This is a genomic window from Paenibacillus zanthoxyli JH29 (assembly GCF_000520715.1).
In the GTDB taxonomy this organism is placed as follows: Bacteria; Bacillota; Bacilli; order Paenibacillales; family Paenibacillaceae; genus Paenibacillus_AQ; species Paenibacillus_AQ zanthoxyli.
Genome location: NZ_ASSD01000690.1, coordinates 1 through 5987, shown reverse-complemented (window position 1 = coordinate 5987; position 5987 = coordinate 1). Strand labels below are relative to the sequence as shown.

4 protein-coding genes and 1 pseudogene are annotated in these 5987 nt (G+C 51.4%); all 5 read left to right on the top strand.

Going from position 1 to position 5987, the window contains the following annotated elements; genetic code table 11:
* Positions 1-2329 (top strand): stalk domain-containing protein (locus tag L691_RS0126580; protein ID WP_025693229.1); only part of this gene is annotated, 2329 nt, incomplete at its 5' end.
* 56 nt (positions 2330-2385) lie between these two features.
* On the top strand, positions 2386-3546 hold the full coding sequence (locus L691_RS0126575) for a sensor histidine kinase (RefSeq protein ID WP_025693228.1): 1161 nt from the start codon (positions 2386-2388) through the stop codon (positions 3544-3546).
* Between the two features lie 4 nt (positions 3547-3550).
* Positions 3551-4273 carry a response regulator transcription factor gene (locus L691_RS0126570; protein ID WP_025693227.1) on the top strand — a complete coding sequence of 241 codons (723 nt, stop codon included), beginning with the start codon at positions 3551-3553 and terminating at the stop codon, positions 4271-4273.
* Positions 4274-4492: 219 nt separating this feature from the next.
* A complete protein-coding gene (locus L691_RS30940; protein WP_025693226.1) occupies positions 4493-4957 on the top strand; it encodes a glycosyltransferase family protein in 465 nt (154 codons plus the stop codon).
* 223 nt (positions 4958-5180) lie between these two features.
* Positions 5181-5987, top strand: a pseudogene (locus tag L691_RS0126560) (hypothetical protein); the annotation flags it as partial.

Here is a 5987-nt window from a genome sequence, read left to right as displayed (position 1 = left end):
GGTAGCCGCAGTCAATGGGGATTATTTCAACACTGGCGGCGAAGGAGCGCCGATTGGAGGTGAAGTGTCCGGAGGAACGCTGGTATCGACACCATCGCAGCTGAACGGTCTCTATGCGTTTGCCCTAACCACAGATAATAAGCCGGTAATCGACGAATTTGCGTTTACAGGAACGATAACGGCGGCAGATGGGACACAGTTCGCTTTATCCGGGGTTAACAAGGGTGCTTACAGCCCAGAGGGCGGAACTTCGACTTACAGCCATGCCAACGCAGCCTACATTTATACGGACGCTTGGACGGCGCAGGATCGGCCGAAGAACAGTTCGACTTCCCCAACTGAGGTGCTTGTCGAAAATGGAATCATTACACAAATTTCAGACAAAAATACCGCTTTGCCAATGGCTGTGCCGGCGGGGGCTTATATTTTACGGACACACGGGACAGCAGCAAAGTTCGTAGCCGATCATTTGGCAATTGGCCAGCCATTAACGGCGACTTATTCGCTGCAATCGAAAGCGACTGGAGAAACCATTGATCCGGCCAGCCTCAAAATGCTGATCGGAGGGCATACGATTCTGGTCGATAAGGGCAAAGCGACGGCGTTTTCCCGTTCAGTCAGCAGTATTGGCGGTTATCGCGCACGAACCGCGCTTGGATACTCCGAGGATGGACGTTACGTGTACATCATCGCGGCGGAGAAAAATGATGATAGCTCAGGCATGTCGCTATCAGAGCTGCAATCGTTTATGACAACTATTGGCGTATATAAAGGGCTGAACCTCGACGGCGGCGGCTCGACGACAATGGTTGACCGTCCTTTGGCTGAAACGGAGACCACACTTACATTCGATACCGAGTACGGCACGGAGCAGCGCAGCATTGTGAACGGTCTAGGCGTCTATACGAACGCGCCGCAGGGTGAATTAAAGGGGATTAAAATCAGCGGCAGCAGCGTCCTGCTGATCGGGCAGAAGGCGGCTTTTACGTTGAAAGGCTACGATACGTATTATAATCCGGTCAACGTCGCTTCAGCCAATCCTTCCTGGAAGTCAAACAGCGGCAGCGTGAGCGTTAACGGAGGCGAAGCGACGGCGGTGAAGCCGGGAACGGCGACTTTGACAGCGGCTAGCGGATCAGTAAGTGCCTCTACGACCGTTACCGTGCTGGGAAGTGACGACCTGTCCAGTCTGAAGGCGGGAACAGCAAGCGCTCCACTGAAAGAGGGAACCGTCATTGCGGTGCCGGTAACCGCAGTCACGAACAGCGGCGCTTCGATTAGCGTGCCGAGCTCTGCCTTGAAATGGGAGTTTGTCGGCTTCCAGGGCAGCGTACAGGATGGAAAACTGACGGTGAATACGGTGAACCCGGGAGTGACGACCGGTTATGCCATCGCGCGCTATGACGGATTCAGCACGGTAATGGTGTTGACGATGGCAGCGGCTGTTCCTTGGGAGGATTTTGAAAATGTTACCTATCCGATTGCCTTCACGACAAATGCTTCGGGCGTGCAAGGATCGGCGGCCATTACGGATGGCAGCGACAATCACGCGGGCTCGAAAGTGCTGTCGCTTGGTTACGACATGACAGCGGGTACGGGCAAGATGTATGCCTACGCCCAGTTCAACGGCACAACGGGGAAACCGGTACCGGCAGCGGCAACCTCGATGACGCTCGATGTGATGGGGGACAAGAGCCTGAACTGGCTGCGGGCTGAATTTACGGACAATAGTGGAGCGACGATTTATGTGGACCTGGCTAAAACCATCGATTGGACCGGATGGAAGACATTGAACATTGACTTTTCGGGCTCAAACATGAAATTCCCGGTAACACTAAAACGGCTGTATGTTGTTAATGTCGAGGAAGGGCAGGATGAGCGGGCCAAAACCGGAACCGTGGCATTCGATAACATTGCCTTCACGATGCCTTCGCTTTCCAGTGAGGCGGGATTGCCGTCAGGAACGGCGGTCATGGTAATCGGACAAAAGACATTAACGGTAAACGGGACGAAGAAGGCTATTGACTCGGCGCCACTGGTGAAGAATGGGACGACTTATGTGCCGATCCGTTATGTGCTGGATGCTTTTGGAGGCAGCGCGTCCTGGGATCCGGCAACCCGTAAGATCATGGTGCTTCGAGGCTCCAAAGCGCTTGACCTTACAGTAAATAAAAAGGAGTTTATTCTAAACGGAAAACGGCAAAGCGCTGAAGTAGCGCCTTTACTCCTACAAGGCAGGACTTTAGTCCCGCTTCGTTTAGTTTCGGAGCAGCTTGGATTAACCGTAAAATGGGAACAAAAAACGAAGACCGTTCTTATCGAATCATGATATGTTAATATAAAGGCTCGCCTTTATATGATTCGACAGAAATGGGGCAATTGTCCGTGGAATTCCAAACCGATGCCATTGACCGAGTCATCAAGAATACGATCAATGTAATGGAAGACAGCAAGTACCAGATTTTTGAGATTTTGCAGACTGCCCGTGAAGAACTGGCAAATCTCAACAGTGAACTGCAGCGGGTCCGGGAGGAGACGGATGAAACCTTGCAAAAGGTTGATAAGCTGGAGGTGGATTACCGCCGGTCCCGTATCCGTTTGACGGAAGTCAGCCGCGATTTTGTTCGTTATACAGAACGGGATATCCGAATCGCATACGAAAAGGCGACGGAACTGCAGCTCGAGCTTATGATGGCAAGGGAAAGAGAAGCCTATTTACGGAACAGACGCGACGAGCTGCAGAAGCGGGCACGGAGTGTTGAGAACTCGGTCGAACGGGCGGAATCGATCGGCTCGCAAATGAGTGTGGTCCTAAAGTATTTATCAGGCGAACTCGGACAAGTAACGCGGATTGTTGAATCGGCAAAAAACCGTCAAATCATCGGGCTAAAAATTATTTTGGCTCAAGAAGAGGAACGCAAACGGATTGCCCGTGAAATTCATGATGGACCCGCTCAAATGTTGGCAAATTTGGTACTCAGAACAGAAATTGTTGAAAGAATGCTCGTAAAGCAGGAATTTGGACTGGTGCAGGACGAAATAATAGATTTAAAAGGGCAAGTACGTTCAAGCCTGGAAGAAATGCGTAAGGTCATTTTTAATTTGCGACCGATGGCACTGGACGATTTAGGACTTATCCCTACGCTGCGCAAGTATGTTCATGATTATGAGGAGAAGAACAAGATCCGGACCTCTTTTGAAACGAGAGGCAAGGAGCATCGTCTTTCGTCAGCGATGGAAGCAGCCGTTTACCGGCTGATTCAAGAGGCGCTGTCCAATGTCGCGAAGCATGCTTGTGCCAGTTACGTATTGGTGGAAATTACATATCAGGCACAGTTGATCAAGATTGTCGTCAAGGACAACGGAATAGGCTTTAACGTGCAAGAAATGAAAGCAGAACAGGTCAACAGAGAGAGCTTCGGACTGGTTGGAATGCGCGAACGCGTAGAACTGCTGGAAGGAAGAATGGAAATTCAATCTGCCGAGAATCAAGGCACAACCATCATTATCCATATTCCGACGAATGTGGAGAAGGGAAAGGAGTAAAGTAATGGAGAACCAGAATCCCGGCAAGACACCCATTAAAGTACTTTTGGCGGACGATCATCAGTTGTTTAGAGAAGGACTCAAGCGAATTTTAAACATGGAGGAAGACATTGAGGTCATTGGCGAGTGCGGCGACGGCATTCAGGTGCTGGAGTTCTGCAACCAGACCAAGCCGGATATCGTGCTGATGGATATTAACATGCCGGTCGAGAATGGTGTGGAGGCAACGGAAAAGCTGAGGGAAATGTTCCCCGACGTCAAAGTGATTATTTTGTCCATCCATGATGATGAAAGTTACGTATTTGAGACGCTGCGCAAAGGCGCTAACGGTTATCTTCTCAAGGATATGGAAGCCGAGTCGCTGATCAATGCCATCCGCTCGGTCTTCGAAGGGCATGCGTTTATTCATCCTAAAGTGACAGGCAAACTGATTAATCAACTGCGGCGCATGACCTATTTGAATGAAGCGGGCGCGATGGCGGAGACTTCGGCGAAGGAAGCAGGCGTCAAGTTTGTGGCGGGGGACAACAATCCGCTGACGCGCCGTGAAGCCGAAGTGCTGCGGTTAATGGCCGAAGGTAAGAGCAATAAGATGATTGGCGAATATTTATTTATTAGTGAAAAGACGGTTAAGAACCATGTCAGCAGCATTCTGCAAAAAATGGAAGTCGACGACCGGACTCAGGCCGTTATCAATTCGATCAAATATGGCTGGGTAACGCTGTAAAATAGCACCTTGTAATAAGGGGTTGCTGCGTAGTAAACTCAGGCTTTTCGCGGTCCCCGAGGCTTATAAATTCTTCTTAAAAAGAGCAGATGCAATTGGGTTGCCAAGGGCAGCAGTTTGCACCATCCCAGCCGGATACCATGGAGTATTCAAAATCGGCGCCAGTCACCTCTTTTTTTTACCGGCATATAGTGTTGGTATAAGAGGAGGTGCATCCCCATGATAGCCCAGTTGATTTGGATCGGAGCTGTATATGCATCTGCGGTAGTGTGTGTGCATGCGCTTAAGTCCCGGGGAATGAGAGAAACCGCCCGTGAGTCGGGAAAATGGATCCACTATATTTTGATCGCCCGCAATCATGAATCTGTGGTGGAGGGGGTAATCCGCGCGATGGTGCTCCAATCCTTCCTAACGGGAAAACGGCTGCGGGTAACCTTTATGGATGATGGCTCGAGTGACAGGACGAATTGGATCGTTTCCGGACTGCGGGATGGCGGTTGTTCTCTGGATTTGCGGATGACGGAGTACAAGGACAGTTATTCTCAAGCAGATAGGAAAGCGAAGTCAGCGGAGCAGGATAAAGAAACTGTGATTGACTTGCGGTTCCCGGAGCAGCCAATTCCCCTGCCGTTCATGCGGGCCGTAGGAAGCAGGGGATGTCAATCAAGAGGCGGCGGTTTATAGTAGTATATCCGGTTTTGGATACAATTCAATATGAGGGTTATAGGTGAAGCACACTTTCCGAATAAGGAGAGTGTGTTTTTTTGTGCGCGTTGAAGGGGGAAGGAACATGGATTATAGCTTTAGGGAGAATGAAAGATGGGCCGGATGTAATGGTATAAGTTCAAGAACGTCTTAGAGTGAAGTGGAAGCAATAGAACGATTTATTTAAAAAAGAGGTGTAGTCATGAAGGCAGCAGTATACGCGGTAAAACAAAGAGGAGACTGGAGCCTGCGCATATCTATCGATCTAAGGGTCGATGCTTTGTGGTGGGAGGGACATTTATACGGCGGGGAAAACCGGGAACCGAGTGAGGCGGAAAAATGGATTCTCCTCGGGACTTCCCTGCCTCTGGGTCTAGCGATTAAGCTTCGGACAAGCTTCTATTACGCAGAAGAAATGGAGCGGTGGAAGGAAACGGATTGGAAGCGCTATGCGCGGACAATTCTTGAACCGGAGCTGGAAAATGAGAAGGGTATTTTGCGGGCTGGCGTTGGAAGTGTGGGTGCCATGGAAAAAGAGTCCAAGCTGCCTGGTGCGGACCTTCAGGATCTCCCTTCTCCGCAGAAACTGCTGGAGGATGCAGATTGGATCGCTAAGACGCTGCCGGGCCGCTCCCTGCTTGAATCTGAGATGGAGGCGCTGCTTGCCGAGCGCTATCCCGGGCTATTGGGCCACTGGAGAAGCGCAGCCCAGCTGGCGCATTTGCAGGGACGGCTTCACTTGGAGGCGGCTGTCGGCCAGCTTCCGCATAGAGAAGCGGGAAGCGAGGCGCATGGTGCAGGTTGGCGGCGGATCGTAGGAAGGAAGGGGGCGAGCGGTGAGGCGCAAAGAGCGAGTACGCGGCAAATGTTGAGAGCGAAGGGAGCGGGCCATGAGGTGCACGGACTGAGTATGCGGCAATTGGTGAGAGCGAAGGGAGTGGGAGGCGCGCTTGCCCGGGCCGCAGGCTGCGCGGCCCGGCTTGCTCGCTCCGCGCGGCGCACCGAAGCC